Here is a 15,863-nt window from a genome sequence, read left to right as displayed (position 1 = left end):
CCACCTCCCTCACCGCTAGGTTGCGCCATGGTGTCCCATGGCGGGGGACCCAGTCAACCGGGCGGAACGCTCTGGTTCGGCGCCGTGGACCCTGCGGATACACTGGAACACCGGTATGCCGATCGACCGCGATGGCGCGCCGCTAAATCCACCGATGTCAGAGGTTGTTTGTGCCGGAAAACCGCGAGCCCGTAAGCCTAGAGCCGCACTTCGACGACGTTCAGGCGCACTACGACCTGTCCGACGAGTTTTTTGCGCTCTTCCTGGACCCGACGCGGACCTACAGCTGCGCCTACTTCCAGCGCGACGACATGACGCTCGAAGAGGCGCAGCTCGCCAAGGTAGACCTGTCGCTCGGCAAGCTCGGGTTGCAACCGGGCCAAACGCTGCTCGACATCGGCTGCGGCTGGGGCACCACGATCGTCCGGGCGCTCGAGCAGTATGACGTCAACGTCGTCGGCCTGACCCTGAGCCGCAACCAGCAGGCGCACGTGCAACAACGCCTCGACCAGCACCCCAGCCCGCGAACCAAGCGGGTGTTGCTGCGGGGCTGGGAGCAGTTCGACGAAAAGGTGGATCGCATCGTGTCCATCGGCGCCTTCGAGCACTTCGGGCGCGACCGCTACCCCGATTTCTTCAAGATGGCCCACGAGGCGCTGCCCGCCGACGGCGTGATGATGCTGCACACCATCATCCAGCCCAGCCGCGATGAGTTCGCCGAGCGGGGCCTGCCCATCACCATGACCAAACTGCGATTCATGAAATTCATCATGGAAGAGATCTTCCCGGGCGGGGACCTGCCCGCGGCCAAGACGGTCGAAGAGCACGCGACCCGCGCCGGCTTCAGCCTGAAGCTCTACCAGCCGCTGCGCCTGCATTACGCCCGCACCCTCGACACCTGGGCGGCCGCCCTCGAGTCGCGGCGAGACGAGGCCATCGCGATCCAGTCCCAAGAGGTCTACGACCGGTATATGAAGTATCTGACCGGCTGCGCCGAACTGTTCCGCGAGGGCTACACCGACGTCGCGCAATTCACCCTCGTCAAGGGCTGACGACCCGCACAAGTCCGGTCGCCCGATAGCTACCACCCCGGGCCGGTTTATTGATGCAACGCCAGGGGTAAATCCACGAGCAACAACCTGATTCGGTACGCGCCGGCCTTCGTCGGCGCGAAACCGCAGGGAAGGATTGATCGTGAGTGCCAAGCATCGGATGGCCGCGGCGCCAGAGCAAAGAACTCCGGCGGGTCCTACGCCGCGGCGGCGGGCGGGCGCAGCGGCCGTATGCGACGTTCTGACCGGCTCCATGCTGTGTGCGGCGGCGTGCGCGGCCCTGGTGCTCAACGCGCCGCACGATGAAAAGCGAACGATCGAGGCGAGTCAGGAGCCGCCAGCCGCGTCGCAGCCGGTTCGCCAAGAGGGCACGGTGGTCGCCGTGTCAGCGGGCTCGGTCACCGCCCGCAGCGCCAACGGCTACACACAGACTTATCTCGTCACGCCCGACACCACGCTCATCGGGCACGGCAACCAACAGCCCGCTGCCGCTTCCCATTTCACGGTCAACGACCACGTGATCATCGTCGGAACCATTCAGGATGGGACCGCCATGGCCACCGCGGTGGCCGACCACGGCGCGGGACACGGGGACGGACCGCCCATGGACTACCTTGACGGCCAGGTCGTTCCGGCGGGGCGCAGCTGATCTCATCGCGCCGGCGTCCTCCGCGCGCGGCAATGACCTTGCGGCGCAGCGTCTCTGTCGTTCGATCGGCGCCGCAGCCCTCCCCGGCCTAGTCTGGATGCCATCCAGCCAGAGGAGGCGCCGTGAGCGAGCACGAAGTCAAGATGATCATCCTGTCGACTGACGATCTCGACGAGTCGATCCGGTTCTACAGCGAGACGCTGGGCATGGCGCTGAAGTTCCGCGACGGGGCGCACTTCGCCGCCCTCGACGGGGGCCCGGTCACGCTGGCGCTGGCGACCGCCGTGGATCACCCCATACCGGGCCAGGTCGTCGTCGGCATCAAGACCGCCGACGTCGACGCCGCGGCGAAGGCGGTAGAGGCCAGCGGCGGCGGTGTCGTCAAAGGGCCGTACGACGACGCGCACGAGCGCCGCGCCGTGGTCTATGACAACAAGGGCAATGGCTTGGTGTTCTACACGCCGCTGGGCCGCTGATCGCCGCTATTTCCCGTTGCGCTCGCGGTGCTTGCAGCCGGGCCAGCAGCAGGGCCTGCGCTTGCCCTCTTCCAACTCCTCCTGCGTCCGGCGAATGCGGCGCTGGCGGGTGGCTTCCTGCTTGGCGTCCTCGACCCAGCAGATGAATTCGTTGCGGGCCAAGGGCGTGATGTCCTTCCACGCGGCGAGCGCCGTGGCGTTGCCGATCAGTGACTCGCGCAGGTCGGCGGGCAGCTTGTGCACCACGCCGCCGGGTATCCGCTGGCTGCTCATGGGGTTAGATTAGCCCGCCGTGCGGTAGGCAATCGGCTGCGGTCGCTCGCGGCGGCTAGGAAGTCAAATGTGAGCTGTCGTCGTGCAATTCGTCGCGGCGCAAGCCCATCGGAGTGAGGGCGGGCACATCACCGCCGGCGACCACGGTACGGGTGATCGGTGTCAGCGCCCGGAACAGCGTCTCCACCTCGTCGTCGTCGAGCGCGTCGAGCGCGGACAGGGAAAGCGCGTCGGTGGAGCGTTCGATGTGGTCCTTCAGTTCCCGGCCGGCCGCGGTCAGGGAGCCGTCGGCGGCGAGCAGTCCCCGCTCGGTCAGCCGCTGCTCGTGGTGCCGCCACGCGGCGTCGTCGTAGTCACGCGTGCGTGCGATGTACTCGCGCGGAACGCCGCCGGCCGCGGCATGCAATACGTTGGACTCCCGTCCCGAGACGCCGGCGGCAGCCAGCACCGCCACGTGCCCATCGCCCCGGTGCTCGCGCAGCAGCGTCGTCGCGTGCCACAGCGCGGCCAGCGGATCGTCCGGCCACGGCAGCGCCAGGTTGGCCGCGAACAGCGGCCGGGCGTCCAGCGGGGCCTGCCTGGCCGCCTTGCTCGCCAATTCCATTGCGGTACGGACGTTCTCGTTGGCCTCCAACCCATAGCGGCGCAGCGCCGCGACGGCGGATTCCTGCCGGGCCCGCAACGCGGCGTCGGGGCCGGCGACCTCCCATGCCGCCGGCAGCGCCTTGGCGACCCGTTCGGGCGCGAAGTTGTAGAAGATCGCGGCGACCACCTGCCGCGGCACCATGCCCAGCGGCGCGGAGCGGGCGGCGAAGTAACCCATCCAGAAGCCCCGGTAGCCCAGTCCGTCCAGCGCCGCCCGTGCCTCCGGAGCGAAGTACGTCACCGCGTGCACCGGTTCGAACCTGTCGAAGAAGCGCCGCGCCAGCGCCGGTCCCCTTTGCACGATCGCAGTTAACCACACTCGCCGCTTCGGGCTGCCCTGACGACGGCACGCCGGATCGCCTCGTACCCGGTGCAGCGGCAGAGGTTGGACGTGAGCAACTCCCGCAGCCGCTCCGCGTCGTCGGCGATGCCGGGGTCGGAGTCCAGCGCGCCCGCCGCCAGCATCAGGAAACCCGGAGTGCAGAAACCGCACTGCAATGCATGCTCAGCCGAAAAGGCCTGCTGCAGGGGGTGATCAGTACCATCCGCGGCGGCCAAACCCTCCACCGTGCGGATCTGCCGCCCATCGCATTGAACGGCGAACATCAGGCAGGAGCGCACCGCCTCGCCGTCGACCAGCACCGTGCAGGCCCCGCAGACGCCGTGTTCGCAGCCGAGATGGGTGCCGGTCAGCCCGCAGTCCTCGCGCAGGGCGTCGGCGAGTGTGCGGCGCGGCGGAACGTCGATGCCGTGCCGGTGCCCGTTGACCGTCAGCTCGATGTGCACGGCGTCATCTTGGTGCTCGGGCCTGGGCGAGGGCGCGGCGGGTGAGCACGCCGACCGCGTGACGTTGGTACTCGATGTCGGCGTGGGGCTGGGGTAGCGGGTCGGCGTCGCTCTCGGCGGCGGCCCGGGCGGCGGCGGCGACGGCGTCGTCGTCAAAGGGGCGCCCGATCAGCGCCGCCTCGGCCGCGGCGGCGCGCACCGGTCGGTCCGCCGCGTTGACCAATCCCACCGAGGCGGAGGCGACGCGGCCGTCGGCGACGGTAACGGCCACCGCCACGGCCAGTTCGGCGAAACTGGCGTGGGTGCGCCGATGTTCGACGAAGCCGACGGCCGTGCCGTCCGGGAGCAAGGGCAGTCGCACCGCTACGAGCAGTTCATCGGGGCGGCGGACCGAGGAAAACGGGCCGGTGAAGAAATCTTTCGCGTGCACCGTGCGGTGCCCGCCCGTGCCGAGCAGGTCGACTTCGGCTCCCAGCGCCACGGCGATGGCCGGCCACTCCGCCGCCGGATGGGCGTAGGCGAGGCTCCCGAGCATGGTGCCCCTGGCGCGGATCGGGGGGTGGGCGATGTGGTGGGCGACGCGCCGCAGCAGCTCGCCCAACGGTCCCGGCGCGCAATCGGATTCGAAGGCGCGGTGCCGGACCAGCGGGCCGACCCGCAGGACGGTGCCGTCGCGCGTCATGCGGTCGAAACCCGCGACACCGTTGATGTCGACCAGCCGCCGCGGCCTGATGGCGCGAAAATTCATTTCCAGCACCAGGCTTTGCCCGCCGGCCAGGACGTGGGCGTCGCCGTCGGCGAGTGCGGCCACTACGTCGTCCACGCTGCGCGCGGCGACGTAGTCGAACGGCGCCGGTTTCATCGGGCTGCCCGCCAGCAGTTGTACGGGGTGAGCGGCATCTGCAGCCGGCTGGGGTCGTCGATCCCGAGCGCGTCGACGACGGCGTTGACGATCGCGGCCGGCGTTCCGATGCAGCCCGCCTCGCCGGCGCCCTTCGCGCCCAGCGGCGTGTTCGGGTTGGGCGTGCAGGTCTCCGCGAAGCGCAGCGGCGGCACTTCCGAGATAGTCGGGATCAGGTAGTCGAGCAGGGTGAGCGTGGTCGGGCGGCCGTCCGGGTCGTAGCGCACCTGCTCGTACATGGCCTGCCCGAGCCCCTGCACCGTGGAGCCGTAACCCTGCCCGTCGACGATCAACGGATTCACCACGACGCCATAGTCGTCCACGGCGACGACCTTCAGCACGGTGATCTCCCCCAGCTCGGTGTCGACCTCGACCACGGCGATATACGCGCCGAACGGAAACCCTTCCGGGGGCGCGAAGATCTCGTCGGCGCGCAGTTGGCCGTCCGCGGCCAGGTCGGCCAGGCTGATCGCGCGGCCGCCGGCGTGCACCTCGCCCTTGCGGTACTCGACGTCGGAGACCGGGACGGCGCAGACTTCCGCCATGCGCTGCCGGGCGGTGTCGATCAACTTGGCGGCCGCCCGGTGCAAGGCCGCGCCACCGGTCTGCATCGAGCGGCTGGCGAATGACCCGATGCCCTGGGGGATCACGGCGGTGTCCCCCTCGACGAGCCCTACCCGCTCCACGTCCACGTCGAGCACCGCGGCGACCACCTGCGGGAAGGACGTCTCATGGCCCTGGCCGGTCGAGCAGCAGCCGGACAGCGCCACAAACGTGCCGTCCGGGCGCGCTTCGACCGAGCCGAATTCGTCACCCGCACCGGAACGTTCGACGTAGGTGCACAGCCCGATGCCGATCGGCGGCTCGCCGGAGGCGCGGCGGCGCGCCTGCTCGCCGCGCCATCCCTGGTAGTCCGCCTCCCGCACGGCGAGGTCCAAGGCGGCGGCGTAGTCACCGCTGTCGTAGGTGTATCCGGTCGGGGCGGCATACGGAAAAGCCTCGGGGACAATGAAATTGCGCAGCCGCAGCTCGACCGGATCCATGCCCAGCCGCCGGGCGAGCAGCTCGACCGTCCGCTCGATCGCCGACGCCGCCTCCGGGCGGCCGGCGCCGCGGTAGGGGCTGGTGGGCGCGGTGTTGGTGACGACGGCGCGGGCGCGGACATGCACGTGTGGAATCGCGTAGGCGCCGGTGGCCATCAGCGACGTCGCGGTCGGCACGAACGAGCCGGTGTGCGGGTAGCCACCCACGTCGGCGTCGACGTGCAACTCGTAGGCGAGGATGCGCCCGTCGGCGCTCGCGGCCATGCGGACCCGCTGGTTCTGGCCACGGCCGTGCGGCGGACCCGTCAGCGACTCGGCACGGTCCTCCAGCCAGCGCACCGGCCTTCCCAGCCGCCGGGCCGCCGCGACCACCGCCAGGTACTCGGGCCACGTCTCACTCTTGCCGCCGAACGCGCCGCCGACGTCGGGCACGATGACGCGCACCTGCTCCGGCCGCAACCCGAACCCGGCGGCCAGGTCGCGGCGCAGCCGGTGTGGCGCCTGATGCGAAACCCACACGGTCAGCCCGCCGCCCGGCTCCGGTCGCACCAGGATCGCCTTCGGCTCCATGAACATGTGCGAAACCAGCTGTTGGCGGTAGCTGGCCGTCACCACCATGGCCGCGTCCCGCCACACCGACTCGTCGATGCGATCGCCGAATTCCTTGTCGGTGGCGGCATTTCCCCTGCCCGGGAACAACTGCACGTCGCTGCTGGCCGCCTCGGTCGGGTCGAGCACGACGGGCAGCGGCGCGATATCCACGAGCACCGCGTCGCGGGCGTCCTCGGCCAAATACCGGTCGGAGGCCACGACGATCACCACCGGCTCCCCCACGTAGCGCACCCGCTCGGTGGCCAGCGCCGGCCACCGCCGGCCGTGGACCGAATCGGGATCCAGCATCGGGGGCGTGTCCGGCAGGAACGGGAGGTCGTCGTGCGACCATGCGGCGGCCACACCCGGCAACGATCGGGCCGCCGCCACGTCCACCGCGCGCAGCTCCCCGTGTGCGACGCCGCTGCGCACGAAGGCGGCGTCCAGGCATCCGGGGAGACGCAGGTCACCCACGTAGCCACCCGCGCCGCGCACCAGCCGCGCGTCCTCGCGGCGTTGTAGCCGCGCTCCGATCACCCGGCCCAATCTACCCAGGTACCGGGCGTGACAAACGAATCGCCCTCGGGCTCAAAGCCTCAGCAGCCGCTCGGCATTGAGGTGGGCGATCTTCTCCCGGTCGCCTTGGTTGATCGGCATCCGGTCGAGGAACTGCCGGCACGCCTTCATGTTTCCGTAGGGATAGTCGGCGGTGAAGACCACGCGGTCGATGCCGATCACGTTGACCATGGCCAGGTAGGCGTTGAAGGACAAACTCCAACTGGGGTCCGTCGCGCCGGGCTCCTGACTGAAGAAATCACCGGCGAGGATGCCGCCGTAGAAGTTCTCCCGCAGGTACTCCTTCACGGTGCGTTTGAGACCCGTCATGTCGACCGGAAACGAGTAGTCGGTCCGCCAGCCCATCCAGCTGAGCGCCTCGAAGTGATGGCCCACGATAATTTGCAGCTGCGGGAATCGGTCGAACACCCCACCCAGGATCAGCCGAAGACAGTGCACCCCGGTGTCGAGATGCCAGCCGACCCCTGCCCCCGCCAGCCGCGCGGAGACCTTGGGGTCGAAGCCGCCATAGTAGGTGTCGATGATCGGCCGTGGCGGGATGGTCGGGTGCAGATAGATTGGCACGCCGAGGTTTTCGGCGGATTCGAAGACCGGCCAGAAGAAGCTGTCGTCCAGGTAGCGCCCGTTGACGTGGCCGTTGATCAGGGCGCCGACGAAGCCGTGATCGCGGACCGTGCGCTCGAGTTCGGCGGCCGCGGCCGCGGGGTCGCGCATCGGGAGGGTGGCGAATCCTCGGAACCGGTCGGGATGGCGGCCGACCGCGGCCGCCACCGCGTCGTTGGCCCGCCTGGCCAGTTCGACCGCCAAAGCGGGGTCCAGCGTCTCGGGTCCCGGCACGGAGTGCGACAGGATCTGCATGTCGATCCCCGCGGCGTCCATCGCGGCGATTCGGCCGTCGCCCAGGTCGTTGATGCCCGGCGGCCATTCGCCTTCCGGGCCGGGGGAGCCATAACCCGCGCTCTTCAGAAGTTCGGTCGCCGAGTCCGGCCCGTCGTTTCGGTGCGCTTCGCCGATGGCCGGGAGCTTGTAATGCTCTTCGAATCCGATGACCTTCATTCGCTTCCTCTCATCCATCACACCCACGAATCCGCACCGACGGGCGTTCACCGGGTACCCGGATTGTCATTCCAACCACAGACCGTGGTTAGCGGGCCGCCGCCGCATAGTCTCGAACCCGTGACCATCTCGTATGACGAGGCGCTGCGCCAACGGATCAGAGACCATCTCGCCTGCCACGACCGTCGCGTGGTGACCGATCCCACGAAGCGGCACGCGGCGGTGGCCGTGGTGCTGGTCGACTCCACCCCCGGCGAGGACCGGGTGGACCCGGCGCCGGTGGACGAATGGATCGGTGACCGCCCGATGCCGGAGCCCGGCCTGGACGGCCGGATGGTCGGCGTGTCCGGCGGCGCGGCATTCCTATTGTGCCGCAGGGCGTCCCGACTCAGCTCGCACGCCGCGCAATGGGCGCTGCCGGGTGGCCGGCTCGACCCGGGCGAGACTGCCGTCGACGCCGCCCTGCGGGAATTGCGCGAGGAGGTCGGCATCGCCCTGACCGACTCGACCGTGTTGGGCCTCCTGGACGACTATCCGACCCGGTCCGGGTACGTCATCACCCCGGTCGTGATCTGGGGTGGCGGACGCCTCGATCCTCGCCCGGCGCCCGACGAGGTGGTGGCGGTGTACCGGGTTGGGCTGCATCAGCTGCAGCGTGCCGACTCGCCGCGATTCATCACCATCCCGGAGAGCCCGCGCCCGGTCGTGCAGATTCCGCTGGGGAACGACCTGATTCACGCGCCGACCGGCGCCGTGCTGCTGCAGCTGAGGTGGCTTGGTCTGGAAGGCCGACCGGACGCGGTCGACGAGTTGGAGCAACCGGTCTTCGCCTGGAAGTAGGGATCGCTTCCAGTCGCGGCGGCGCAAGGAGCGGTTTCCCGCTCAGCGCTTAGGCCGCGCGGACAGGCGCCGGTCGATAACGGCCAGCGCACGCTCGGCCCACCGAATGTTCTCTTCCTCGAACGCGATTCCCCGCAACAGGGTCAAATAGGGGCCGATCCGCTCGGCATCGGCCAGGAATTGCCCCTCGGCGCGCCCGTCGAGAATGCGCGCCCGCAATCGTTCGTAACGTTGCAGTTTGGCCGTCGCCCACTGCAGGCGCTCGACGATGAACTCCCGCACGGCGGGTGTGTCGCCGGCGTCCGCGGCCTGGACCTTGATCAGCAGCTCGTCGCGTATCGCCGACGGCTTCGGCGCCCTCTGGGTGAACTCCCGGATCGCGTCGCGGCCGGCGGCGGTCAGTGAGAACACGCGCTTGTTGGGCCGGCGCTCCTGCTGCACGACGCGCGCCTGGATGAGGCCCTGTTCGGCGAGGCGGTCCAGCTCACGGTACAGCTGCTGAGGGGTGGCCATCCAGAAGTTCGCCACCGAGGCGTCGAACTCCTTGGCCAGGTCGTATCCGGACGACTCGCCCTCGAGGAGGGCCGCCAGGACAGCGTCACGCAGCGACATCGAAGAAGAGTACAACAGTGGGACTATTCAACAAAGTGATTAATCGCACTATGGACACCAGCGGGCTGACCGCATAGCGTCAACGGCACTTCTCAACCGAATTCCCCAAGGCGAGGTGTCGGATGCATCCCTTCCGCAAGGCGGTCGAAGAACGCGACGAGAGCGGCATCCACGCGCTGCTTGCCGACGACGTCGTGTTCACCAGCCCGGTCGCGTTCAAGCCGTATGTCGGCAAGCCGATCACCGCGGCGATCCTGCGCGGCGTGCTGCGCATCTTCGAGGACTTCCGTTACGTCCGTGAGATCCACGACGGCAACGGCCGGGACCACGCGCTCGTGTTCGAGACCGGAGTGGCCGGGGCGCCGGGGGTCAAGATCACCGGCTGCGACTTCCTGCACTTCAACGAGGACGGCCTCATCGACGATTTCATGGTGATGGTGCGGCCCCTCTCGGGCGCGAAGGCGTTATCCGAGGCGATGGCCGCCCAATTCGAGCGGATCCAGCAAGAGGCGCTCGAGCTGGCCGACGAGTTCACCACCGCGTAGGGGGAATCATGCGAATTGGATTAGGCATCAACTATGCGGGCGGCTTCAAGGACGTGGCCGCCGAAGTGGCCGACCTCGAGCGTGCCGGGCTTGACATTGTCTTTGTTCCGGAGGCCTATTCGTTCGATGCGGTGAGCGCGCTGGGCTACCTGGCCGCCAGCACCGAACGGGTCGGACTCGCCTCGGGGATCCTGCAGCTATACACCCGTACGCCCACGCTGACGGCGATGACCGCCGCCGGACTCGACTACGTCTCCGACGGCCGGTTCACCCTCGGGCTGGGCGCTTCGGGCCCGCAGGTCATCGAGGGCTTTCACGGAGTGCCGTACGACGCGCCGATCGGCCGGACCCGGGAAGTGATCGACATCTGCCGGCAGGTGTGGCGACGCGAGCCCGTCAAACACCAGGGCAAGTACTACACGATTCCGCTGCCCCCCGGGCAGGGGACCGGGCTCGGAAAGCCACTCAAGCTGATCAATCGGCCGGTGCGAGAACGCATTCCGATATTGGTCGCGGCGCTGGGGCCCAAGAATGTGGAGCTCGCGGCCGAGATCGCCGAGGGCTGGCAGCCGATATTTTTCCTGCCGGAGAAGGCGCACGAGGTATGGGGCGAGGCGCTGGCCGCCGGCCGCGCCAAGCGGGCCGCCGAGCTGGGTGAGCTGGACATCTACGCCGGCCCGGTGCTCGCCATCGGTGAAAACGTGGAGCCGCTAAGGGAATTCGTCAAACCTCAGCTGGCCCTCTACATCGGCGGCATGGGGGCCAAGGGGAAGAACTTCTACCACGCTCTGGCCACCAAGTATGGTTACGGCCCGCAGGCAGACCGGATCCAAGAGCTCTACCTGGCCGGTGACAAGGATGGCGCCGCCAAGGTCGTGCCCGACGATCTGGTTCGCGACGTGAACCTGATCGGCAGCCGCGACTTCGTCAAGGATCGACTGGCCGCGTTCCGGGAAGCGGGGGTCACCGCGCTTAACGTCGCACCCATCGCGTCCACCCCGGGCGAGCGGATCAAGCTGATCGAGACGCTGCGCGAACTCCTCTGAACGCCCGCCCGGCTACCCCTCCGCGGGTGAACGTCCCAGCGCGCGGGAAGACGTCACCAAGGCGGCCAACGTGACCGAAAACCACGCCGCCAGAACGGCGAACGGCAAGACGCGCTGATCGTGCGGAAAGTAGGTCGCCGTGTGGATGGCGGTGACCGTGGCGCCGCTCGGCAGCGCGTGGTTGAGGAACGCGAACGGCTGCGGCAACAGTGACGCCGAAACCGCGCCCCCCGACGACGTGTTGCCCAGCAGAATGAACACGCCCCAGGTCGGGATGATCGCCCACCGGTGCATCAACACCAGCATGGTCGAATTGAACAGCGCCGCAATGGCAATCTGCAGCGAGAGCAGCAGCCACAGCTCCGGGAAGCGGGTATTGAGCGCGTCCAGGACCGGCCCGGCCACCACGGAAAGCGCCGCCCCGCCGATCACGGACAGGGCCGCCACGCACGTCAGCCATCCGCGCAGCGTGAGCGTCTTGACGTTCGCGCGCAACTGGAACATCGTGACGAACCCCAGGATCGTGGCGGCGATCGTCACGTAGAACGTCGCCAGGCCGGCCGGATCGGAGGCCGGCAACGGGTGCAGGTCGGTGATCGGCAGCAGATAACGCCCGGGCGCCGGCTCGTCCAGTTGCGTCAAGATGCGCGCCGCCGATGAGCCGCTGGCGCTCGACAACAACAGTTGCGGTGGCGCCGTGGTGCCGTCGATGACGGCGGTGATGGTCTGACGATCGACGGCCGCGATGGCCGCCTGTCGCGACGGGTAGGTGTGGACGTTGAATTCGTGCCGCCCCTGCTGCATCCCTGCGACGATGGGCGCAGTGACCGAGGCCGGCCCGACGACCCCGATGGGTAGCTCCCGCGGGGCGGGCCGGCCCAGCGCCACCGTGTAGGCGGCCGCGAACGTCGACGTCATCACCACCGCGATGGCCATTACCGCTGCGGCCTTGCGGATCTCGAGCGGCACCCGCCGAATCGACAGCCGGCGCACGGTGTTACGGCCGGATTCCGGCGTTTCGACGACGCGGTCTACGCCGTCACCGGCCGACGGCGCGATGCTCACGGAAGCGTCTCTAGTCATGGGGCGCTGGCTTTTCTCCGGTCCAGGGGCGGCGCTCGGCGAAACCACCCGCCGCGGACCGTGATCAGTGCGTGTACCCGCGCGGTGCCCGGCGAAACATGCCGTCAACCCCGGCGGTGGGCTTCCCGTCGGAGTCGAACCGCGCGGCTCACGGCGGTAAGCAAGGCCAACGCCGCCATCACGATGAGGATCGCCGTCGAAACCGTCGATCCGACCGTCGTCAGGATCAGCGGCAGGCCGAAGCCGACGTAGGTCACCACGTAAAACGCACCCACGAGCGCACCCCGCAGGCGCCTCGGCGCCGCGGCCTCCAGGTCGATCAAGCCCTCGCGTAAACACAGGCCGGACGCGCACCCCAGCACCAGGAACAGGGGCAAACCCAGCGCCGGCGCAATGGTCGCCGGGGCCAGCGCGGTGACCGCGTAGCCCACCGCGGCCAGCGCCGCACCGGCCGTGCCGGCCTGCGGGCCCCACCGGTGCGCCCGAGCGAGAACCTGGACAAGGCCGCTGACGCCGTTGACCGTCAGCGTGGCCACGCCCGCGGCCATCGGCGCCGCGAGCCCGGTGTGCAGCCGGGCCGGAATGGCGATGAACCCCAGCGTCGCCGACGCGAACACCCACGGCGCCAGCGGCATGGCCCAGCCCAAGGCCCGCGCGGCGCCCTGCCCCGCGGCTGGCGGCGGCGCCCACACCGGTGCGGCCGGCGGCGCTCCGGTCCGTGCTCCGCGCCCGGCGATGAGCGCGGTGGCCATCGCCGCCAAGCCGATGGCAGCCGCGACCCCGAACGACAACCGAACCCCGGCCGGCCCGACCGCGGCGATCAGGGCTCCGACGAATGGGCCGATCGCGAAACCGCCCATCAACACCGCGCCGGCGGTGGCCGCCCCGGCCGGTCCCCTCAGGTCGGAGGCCCACGCGGTGCAGGAACTCATGGCCAGCCCGACCCCGAGCCCGACCACCAGGCGGCCCAGCAGCAGCGTCTCGTATTGCTGCGAGCACAGCATCGCCACCGTTCCCGCGACGGCGGTCGCCGAACCGGCCAGCGCCACGGACTGGCGCCCGAAGCTATCGGATGCGCGTCCACCGACGAGCAGGCCCGGCAGCAATCCCAGCGCGTAGATGCCGAAGATCGCGTCGAGCGTGGCCGAGCTGAGGTGCTGCCGAACGCTGAGCAAGGGCATCAGCGCGACGAAGTGGTTCGCGACCCAGCCGATGGACAGCAGCAGCACCAGCACACCGGCGAACGGCCCCCGTGCCGGAGCCGCATCCTTCGAACCGTCCAGCGTGGCCAACGCCGACGGCGGAGTTGAGCCGTTGGACCAGGACACTGGGGCGTTCCCTCCCTTTTGCAGCCAGCCGCGCTCGGACCGACGAAACCTAAACGACGATGTGGACGAGGCAGTTATTCCCGTTCGCCCGGGTAATGCGCGCGGCGCGACCGGCACGGTCGCTGGGGCAAATGACGTGCCAGGGTTTCAAACTGCCCGAATTGGTGTACTGATCCACTACTGAAGCTCCAGGAGGGCAAACGATGAAGCACATTGCGGCCGCGACGTTCGCGATAGCCGTGCTGCTGTCCAGCGCGTGTTCGGCCTCACAGGTGATCAATACTGGCGGCGACACCAAGTGCAAGGACTTCACCACGCAGGACGAGAAGAAGCAGAACGACGAAGTCTCCAAGATGCTGAAGGACAAGAACGGCACCGACCCGTCCAACGCAGAAATCACCGCCACTCGGCTGTCGGCGGCGACGTACTGCCAGACATTGGGCAAGCCGGACACCAAGATCTCCGAAGCCCCGCACGGCTGACGCTGACCGCCGGTGCGCGGCCGCCTGTCCAGGGATGGCGCGTCACGGGTTTTAATCATCGGCAACGCAAACCTGGTGGGCGCCGGGAGCGATTCCTAGGCTTCGCGGGTGATGTCGACCCGTCCCGCGCCGGCGCGCGTGTCACTGCATCGGGTCAACCGAACGTTCGGATCGCGCACCGTGCTGCGCGACGTCGACATCGAGATCGAGCCCGGTCAGGTCGTCGCGCTGCTCGGGCCTTCTGGAAGCGGCAAGTCGACGCTGTTACGACTGGTGGCCGGTCTCGACCGGCCCAGCGCCGGGCGGATCGAGATCGACGGCAAGGCCGTCCGAGGGGTCGACCCCCGTTGCGCGGTCGTGTTCCAGGAGCCGCGCCTGCTGCCGTGGCGATCGCTGGCGGCTAACGTCGCCTTCGGTCTGCCGCCCGGCACGACGCGAGCGAAAGGCGCTGGGGAAGTACAACATTGGCTGGATGTTGTCGGCCTGACCCAGTTCGGTGATCATCGCCCGCGGCAGGTGTCCGGCGGCATGGCGCAACGCGCCGGGCTCGCGCGGGCTCTCGCGCGCCGGCCGTGCGTCCTGCTGCTCGACGAGCCGCTCGCGGCCCTGGACGCGCTGACCCGGCTGCGGATGCAGGATCTACTCGACAGGGTGCAGCACGAGGCGGGCACCACCACGTTGCTGGTTACCCACGACGTCGACGAGGCGGCGATCCTCGCCGACCGCGTGCTGGTCCTGCGGGCCGATTCAGCGGGCGCGGCGGCCATCGGCGCGGTATTCGACGTCCCGATCCCCAAGCCGCGAGACCGCGGCGACCCGCGCATCGCGGCGCTGCGCGAACGGTTGCTCGACGAACTCGGCGTACCGCGATGCGGCGGTGCCGCTGCCGAATCCGCGTTTTTCGAGGAAGCCGAGACGTGATGAAAGCGCATTACCTGATCGCTGTTTCGGTGCTGGCCGCCGCCGTTGGGTGTGGCTCGCCATCCGGGACGACGGCGGCCAAGGACATTCGGCTGGACTACGCGTACTACAACCCGCTGAGCTTGGTGGTGCGCGACCAGCACCTGTTGGAGGACCGGGGCTACAACGTGACCTGGGTGCTCTCGGCGGGCAGCAACAAGGCCAACGAGGGCCTGCGCTCCAAGGGCCTCGACTTCGGGTCCACCGCCGGTTCCGCCGCGTTGGTCGCGCGGGCCAACGGCACGCCGATCAAGATCATCGACGTGTACAGCAGGCCGGAGTGGACCGCCCTGGTGGTGGGCAGGAATTCGACGGCCAACTCGGTCGCCGACCTGAAGGGAAAGAAGATCGCAGTCACCAAGGGTACCGACCCCTACTTCTTCCTGCTGCAATCCCTTGCCACGGTGGGACTTTCACCCGCCGACGTGGAAATTGTCAACCTGCAGCACGCCGACGGAAAGACCGCACTGGAACGTGGCGACGTGGACGCCTGGTCGGGCCTGGATCCCTTTATGGCGCAGACCGTTCAGCAGCAGGGCTCGCGGTTGCTTTACCGCAACCCGGATTTCAACTCCTATGGCGTGCTGGACGTCCGCGAGGACTTCAGCGCCGCGCATCCCGATGTCGTCCAGTCCGTGGTCAATAGCTACGAGGGGGCCCGGAAATGGGCGAAGGCGCATCCCGACCAGCTGGCGGTGCTGCTGGCCTCGCAGGCGAAAGTCACACCGAGCGTGGCCCAGGAGGAGTTGCAACGGACGGCGCTGGACATCCCGCCCACGCCGGGCGACCCGCAGCGGACGGTGCTGACCCACATCTTGCCGATCGCGGTGGCGGACTCCGACATCAAATCCGACGACGCCGGGCGCGGCGCACTCGGAACGATCATCGAGCCGAAGTACGCCCAACACGTGTCCTGAGG

Annotated in this window: 18 protein-coding genes; 9 read left to right on the top strand and 9 right to left on the bottom strand. The window is 68.9% G+C overall.

Features of this window, described 5'->3' with window-relative positions:
- Positions 1-170: 170 nt before the first annotated feature.
- The 3 genes from BRW65_RS18095 (at position 171) to BRW65_RS18085 (ending at position 2,177) form a co-directional block, all read left to right on the top strand.
- Entirely contained in the window at positions 171-1,052 is an 882-nt protein-coding gene (locus BRW65_RS18095) for a cyclopropane mycolic acid synthase family methyltransferase (RefSeq protein ID WP_073876929.1), read from the top strand.
- Positions 1,053-1,194: 142 nt separating this feature from the next.
- Positions 1,195-1,701: a hypothetical protein gene (locus BRW65_RS18090; protein WP_073876927.1), complete on the top strand. Its 507-nt coding sequence runs from the start codon at positions 1,195-1,197 to the stop codon at positions 1,699-1,701.
- Positions 1,702-1,823: 122 nt separating this feature from the next.
- Positions 1,824-2,177 carry a VOC family protein gene (locus BRW65_RS18085; protein WP_073876925.1) on the top strand — a complete coding sequence of 118 codons (354 nt, stop codon included), beginning with the start codon at positions 1,824-1,826 and terminating at the stop codon, positions 2,175-2,177.
- 6 nt (positions 2,178-2,183) lie between these two features.
- Here the strand turns inward: BRW65_RS18085 and BRW65_RS18080 are convergent, their stop codons facing one another.
- Genes BRW65_RS18080 through BRW65_RS18055 form a run of 6 tightly spaced genes read right to left on the bottom strand, consistent with a single transcriptional unit; the run spans position 2,184 to position 8,048 of the window.
- On the bottom strand, positions 2,184-2,450 hold the full coding sequence (locus tag BRW65_RS18080) for a YdeI/OmpD-associated family protein (RefSeq protein WP_073876923.1): 267 nt from the start codon (positions 2,448-2,450) through the stop codon (positions 2,184-2,186).
- A gap of 55 nt (positions 2,451-2,505) precedes the next feature.
- Positions 2,506-3,396 (bottom strand): SCO6745 family protein, encoded by an 891-nt coding sequence (locus BRW65_RS18075; protein WP_073877050.1) that lies wholly within the window; start codon positions 3,394-3,396, stop codon positions 2,506-2,508.
- 8 nt (positions 3,397-3,404) lie between these two features.
- Positions 3,405-3,881: a (2Fe-2S)-binding protein gene (locus BRW65_RS18070; protein WP_073876921.1), complete on the bottom strand. Its 477-nt coding sequence runs from the start codon at positions 3,879-3,881 to the stop codon at positions 3,405-3,407.
- Between the two features lie 4 nt (positions 3,882-3,885).
- The gene (locus BRW65_RS18065) at positions 3,886-4,743 is read right to left on the bottom strand and encodes an FAD binding domain-containing protein (RefSeq protein ID WP_073876919.1); all 858 of its coding nucleotides are present in this window, start codon (positions 4,741-4,743) and stop codon (positions 3,886-3,888) included.
- Positions 4,740-6,953 carry a xanthine dehydrogenase family protein molybdopterin-binding subunit gene (locus tag BRW65_RS18060; RefSeq protein ID WP_208611858.1) on the bottom strand — a complete coding sequence of 738 codons (2,214 nt, stop codon included), beginning with the start codon at positions 6,951-6,953 and terminating at the stop codon, positions 4,740-4,742. The genes BRW65_RS18065 and BRW65_RS18060 overlap by 4 nt, the downstream gene beginning before the upstream one ends.
- A 51-nt stretch (positions 6,954-7,004) precedes the next feature.
- Positions 7,005-8,048, bottom strand: a complete 1,044-nt coding sequence (locus tag BRW65_RS18055; protein ID WP_073876917.1) for an amidohydrolase family protein — start codon at positions 8,046-8,048, stop codon at positions 7,005-7,007.
- Positions 8,049-8,168: 120 nt separating this feature from the next.
- Between BRW65_RS18055 and BRW65_RS18050 the strand changes: the two genes are divergently transcribed.
- Positions 8,169-8,888 carry an NUDIX hydrolase gene (locus tag BRW65_RS18050; protein WP_073876915.1) on the top strand — a complete coding sequence of 240 codons (720 nt, stop codon included), beginning with the start codon at positions 8,169-8,171 and terminating at the stop codon, positions 8,886-8,888.
- 42 nt (positions 8,889-8,930) lie between these two features.
- Here the strand turns inward: BRW65_RS18050 and BRW65_RS18045 are convergent, their stop codons facing one another.
- The gene (locus BRW65_RS18045; RefSeq protein ID WP_073876913.1) at positions 8,931-9,500 is read right to left on the bottom strand and encodes a PadR family transcriptional regulator; all 570 of its coding nucleotides are present in this window, start codon (positions 9,498-9,500) and stop codon (positions 8,931-8,933) included.
- Between the two features lie 122 nt (positions 9,501-9,622).
- Between BRW65_RS18045 and BRW65_RS18040 the strand changes: the two genes are divergently transcribed.
- Together BRW65_RS18040 and BRW65_RS18035 are read left to right on the top strand one after the other, a co-directional pair.
- The gene (locus tag BRW65_RS18040; protein ID WP_073876911.1) at positions 9,623-10,045 is read left to right on the top strand and encodes a nuclear transport factor 2 family protein; all 423 of its coding nucleotides are present in this window, start codon (positions 9,623-9,625) and stop codon (positions 10,043-10,045) included.
- Positions 10,046-10,053: 8 nt separating this feature from the next.
- A complete protein-coding gene (locus BRW65_RS18035) occupies positions 10,054-11,091 on the top strand; it encodes an LLM class F420-dependent oxidoreductase (protein WP_073876909.1) in 1,038 nt (345 codons plus the stop codon).
- Between the two features lie 12 nt (positions 11,092-11,103).
- Here BRW65_RS18035 and BRW65_RS18030 read toward each other — a convergent pair whose 3' ends face one another.
- Positions 11,104-12,156, bottom strand: coding sequence for a DUF3533 domain-containing protein (locus tag BRW65_RS18030; protein WP_244168130.1), 1,053 nt, complete (start codon positions 12,154-12,156; stop codon positions 11,104-11,106).
- Positions 12,157-12,278: 122 nt separating this feature from the next.
- Positions 12,279-13,466 carry an MFS transporter gene (locus tag BRW65_RS18025; protein WP_347876627.1) on the bottom strand — a complete coding sequence of 396 codons (1,188 nt, stop codon included), beginning with the start codon at positions 13,464-13,466 and terminating at the stop codon, positions 12,279-12,281.
- A gap of 239 nt (positions 13,467-13,705) precedes the next feature.
- Between BRW65_RS18025 and BRW65_RS18020 the strand changes: the two genes are divergently transcribed.
- The 3 genes from BRW65_RS18020 to BRW65_RS18010 all read left to right on the top strand — a co-directional run bounded on the left by BRW65_RS18020 (position 13,706) and on the right by BRW65_RS18010 (position 15,861).
- Positions 13,706-13,984, top strand: coding sequence for a hypothetical protein (locus BRW65_RS18020; RefSeq protein ID WP_067271843.1), 279 nt, complete (start codon positions 13,706-13,708; stop codon positions 13,982-13,984).
- Between the two features lie 111 nt (positions 13,985-14,095).
- A complete protein-coding gene (locus BRW65_RS18015) occupies positions 14,096-14,905 on the top strand; it encodes an ABC transporter ATP-binding protein (protein ID WP_084187860.1) in 810 nt (269 codons plus the stop codon).
- Positions 14,905-15,861 (top strand): aliphatic sulfonate ABC transporter substrate-binding protein, encoded by a 957-nt coding sequence (locus tag BRW65_RS18010; protein ID WP_073876905.1) that lies wholly within the window; start codon positions 14,905-14,907, stop codon positions 15,859-15,861. The genes BRW65_RS18015 and BRW65_RS18010 overlap by 1 nt, the downstream gene beginning before the upstream one ends.
- The last annotated feature ends 2 nt before the right edge of the window (positions 15,862-15,863 follow it).

This window comes from Mycobacterium paraffinicum, from assembly GCF_001907675.1.
GTDB classification, from domain to species: Bacteria; Actinomycetota; Actinomycetes; order Mycobacteriales; family Mycobacteriaceae; genus Mycobacterium; species Mycobacterium paraffinicum_A.
This window is presented reverse-complemented; position numbering and strand designations above follow the sequence as displayed.

What these genes read in the sequence shown, in the direction of transcription:
- BRW65_RS18015 (WP_084187860.1), top strand. Translation starts at nt 14,096, where the DNA reads ATGTCGACCCGTCCCGCGCCGGCGCGCGTGTCACTGCATCGGGTCAAC.
- BRW65_RS18020 (WP_067271843.1), top strand. Translation starts at nt 13,706, where the DNA reads ATGAAGCACATTGCGGCCGCGACGTTCGCGATAGCCGTGCTGCTGTCC.
- BRW65_RS18035 (WP_073876909.1), top strand. Translation starts at nt 10,054, where the DNA reads ATGCGAATTGGATTAGGCATCAACTATGCGGGCGGCTTCAAGGACGTG.
- BRW65_RS18045 (WP_073876913.1), bottom strand. Translation starts at nt 9,500, where the DNA reads ATGTCGCTGCGTGACGCTGTCCTGGCGGCCCTCCTCGAGGGCGAGTCG.
- BRW65_RS18055 (WP_073876917.1), bottom strand. Translation starts at nt 8,048, where the DNA reads ATGAAGGTCATCGGATTCGAAGAGCATTACAAGCTCCCGGCCATCGGC.
- BRW65_RS18010 (WP_073876905.1), top strand. Translation starts at nt 14,905, where the DNA reads ATGAAAGCGCATTACCTGATCGCTGTTTCGGTGCTGGCCGCCGCCGTT.
- BRW65_RS18065 (WP_073876919.1), bottom strand. Translation starts at nt 4,743, where the DNA reads ATGAAACCGGCGCCGTTCGACTACGTCGCCGCGCGCAGCGTGGACGAC.
- BRW65_RS18040 (WP_073876911.1), top strand. Translation starts at nt 9,623, where the DNA reads ATGCATCCCTTCCGCAAGGCGGTCGAAGAACGCGACGAGAGCGGCATC.
- BRW65_RS18080 (WP_073876923.1), bottom strand. Translation starts at nt 2,450, where the DNA reads ATGAGCAGCCAGCGGATACCCGGCGGCGTGGTGCACAAGCTGCCCGCC.